At 71.2% G+C, this 2,456-nt stretch carries 3 protein-coding genes; all 3 read left to right on the forward strand.

What is annotated here, in order from left to right; genetic code table 11:
• Nucleotides 1-703 (forward strand): HWE histidine kinase domain-containing protein (locus JNK30_RS06860; protein ID WP_293481315.1); only part of this gene is annotated, 703 nt, incomplete at its 5' end.
• Nucleotides 704-764: 61 nt separating this feature from the next.
• Nucleotides 765-1,229, forward strand: a complete 465-nt coding sequence (locus JNK30_RS06865) for a (2Fe-2S)-binding protein (RefSeq protein ID WP_293481316.1) — start codon at nucleotides 765-767, stop codon at nucleotides 1,227-1,229.
• Nucleotides 1,230-1,232: 3 nt separating this feature from the next.
• Nucleotides 1,233-2,456, forward strand: a 1,224-nt coding sequence (locus JNK30_RS06870) for a molybdopterin cofactor-binding domain-containing protein (protein WP_293481317.1), incomplete at its 3' end; no start/stop codon positions are given.

The following is a 2,456-nucleotide window of genomic DNA, read 5'->3' on the forward strand; positions in this document are numbered from 1 at the left end:
GGGGCGGACCCGCTGGGTGCTGACGCGCGGCCGCGTCCTGCGGGACGGTACGGGGGCCCGCCTGGTGGTCGGCTCCACGCTGGACATCACCGACCGCAAGGCCGCCGAGGAGCGGCGCGACCTCGTGCTGCGCGAGATCGCGCACCGCGCCAAGAACGGCATCCTGGTCATGATGGCCCTGGTCAGCCAGACCGCCCGCAGCGCCGTGGGGGTGAAGGACTTCGAGGCGGTGCTGACGGCCCGCCTGGGGGCCATGGCGGCGAGCCAGGACCTGGTCACCGACGCGGCCGGCGGGCCCGCCCTGGTGTTCGACGTCGTGCAGCGGGCGCTGACGCCGTTCGACACCGGCCGCTTCGACGTGAGCGCCGAGCTGAGCGGCGTCGGGGCGCCGTCCGAGGTCGTGGTGGCGCTCGCCCTGCTGCTGCACGAGCTTTCGACCAATGCGGTGAAGTACGGCGCGCTGTCCAATCCCGTGGGGCGCGTGCGCCTGGATCTGGCGAGCTGCGAAGGCGACAAGGCGGTCCTGGCCTGGACCGAGGTCGGCGGTCCGCCGGTCAGGCTGGGCTCGCGCCGCGGCTTCGGCTCACGGCTGCTCGACGTCGCGCTCCGGGGCAACGGAGGCCTGGTGGAGTCCGAGTTCGACCCGGCGGGCTTCAGGGCCCGGATCCACTTCCCGGCCGTACGGCAGCCGGCGCAAGGCTGACGCTTTGACGCGCACGCGCCGCGGAGTAGCATTGCGTGAAGCGGACGGAGACATCGGGGCCATGGCCTACACCCTGAACGTGAACGGCAAGGCGCTGAGCGCCGACGTGGAGGGGGATACGCCCCTCCTGTGGGTGCTGCGCGACACCCTCGGCCTGGTGGGCACGAAGTACGGCTGCGGCGTCGCGGCCTGCGGCGCCTGCACGGTGCACGTCGACGGCCAGCCCATGCGGTCCTGCCAGATCCCGGTGGAGAGCGTCGGCAAGTCGAAGATCTCGACCATCGAGGGCATGGCCGCCAATCCGGTGGGCAAGAAGGTCCAGGCCGCCTGGATGGAGCTGGACGTGGCCCAGTGCGGCTACTGCCAGGCCGGCCAGATCATGAGCGCCACGGCCCTGCTTTCGAAGACGCCGAAGCCGACCGACGCCCAGATCGACGAGGCGATGAACGGCAACATCTGCCGCTGCGCCACCTACGTCCGCATCCGCGCCGCCATCAAGCGCGCCTCCGGCCAGAAGGAGGCCTGATCGATGACCTATCATGACGTGAAGGCCAATCGCCGCGAGGTTCTGGTGTCCGTGGGCGCCGGGGGCCTGACGCTGGGCTTCGCCATCGCCGGCAAGGCCGACGCCCAGGACGCCGCGGTGAAGCCGCTGTCGGCCTATGTGAGCGTGGCGCCCGACGGCATCGTCACCATCACCGCCAAGAACCCCGAGGTGGGGCAGGGCGTGAAGACCATGCTGCCCATGCTGATCGCCGAGGAACTCGACGTGGCGTGGGAGGACGTCCGCATCGAGCAGGCCGACAACGATCCCAAGGCGTTCGGCCGCCAGTTCGCCGGCGGGTCGATGGCCACGCCGCTGCACTGGGACGAACTGCGCCGCGTCGGCGCCGTGGCGCGCGCCATGCTGATCCAGGCCGCGGCCACCGCCTGGAACTGCGGCCCCGCCGACTGCGTCACCGAGCCCGGAAGCGTGATCCACAAGCCCTCGGGCAAGAAGCGCACCTATGGTTCGCTGGCCATGGCCTGCGCCAGCGTGACCCCGCCGGATCCCAAGTCGCTCACCCTGAAGGACCCCAAGGCCTACCGCATCATCGGCAAGGCGGTGCCGCAGTACGACGTCGCCAAGATCGTGAAGGGCGAACCGCTGTTCGGCATCGACGTGCGCCGGCCGGGGATGCTGTACGCCTCGATCGTCAAGGCCCCGGTGTTCGGCGCCAAGGTCGCGAGCGCCGACCTCGCGGCGGCGCAATCGGTCAAGGGCGTGAAGAAGGCCTTCGTGATCGAGGGCGACCCGAACGGCCTGTTCCCGACGGGCATGACCGGCCAGGGCCTGCTGCCCTCGGTGGCGGTCGTCGCCGACAGCTGGTGGGCCGCCAAGAAGGGGCGCGACCGCCTCAACGTGAAGTGGGCCGACCATCCGACCCAGGCGCAGTCGTCGAAGGCCTTCGCCGAGCAGGCGGCGGCGTTCAACGCGGGCCAGCCGCAGCGCAACGCCCGCAATGACGGCGACGTGGCGGCGGCCCTGAAGGGCGCGGCCAGGACCGTCGAGGCGGCCTACAGCTACCCGTTCCTCAGCCACGCCAACCTCGAGCCGCAGAACTGCACGGCGGAGTGGAAGGACGGCAAGCTCGAGATCTGGGCGCCGACCCAGAACCCCGAACCGGGCCGCCAGCTCTGCGCCCGCACCCTGGGGATCAAGCCTGACGACATCACCATCCACATGATCCGCGGCGGCGGCGGCTTCGGCCGG

Origin of the sequence: Phenylobacterium sp. (assembly GCF_016793225.1) — a bacterium.
Classification (GTDB): domain Bacteria; phylum Pseudomonadota; class Alphaproteobacteria; order Caulobacterales; family Caulobacteraceae; genus Phenylobacterium.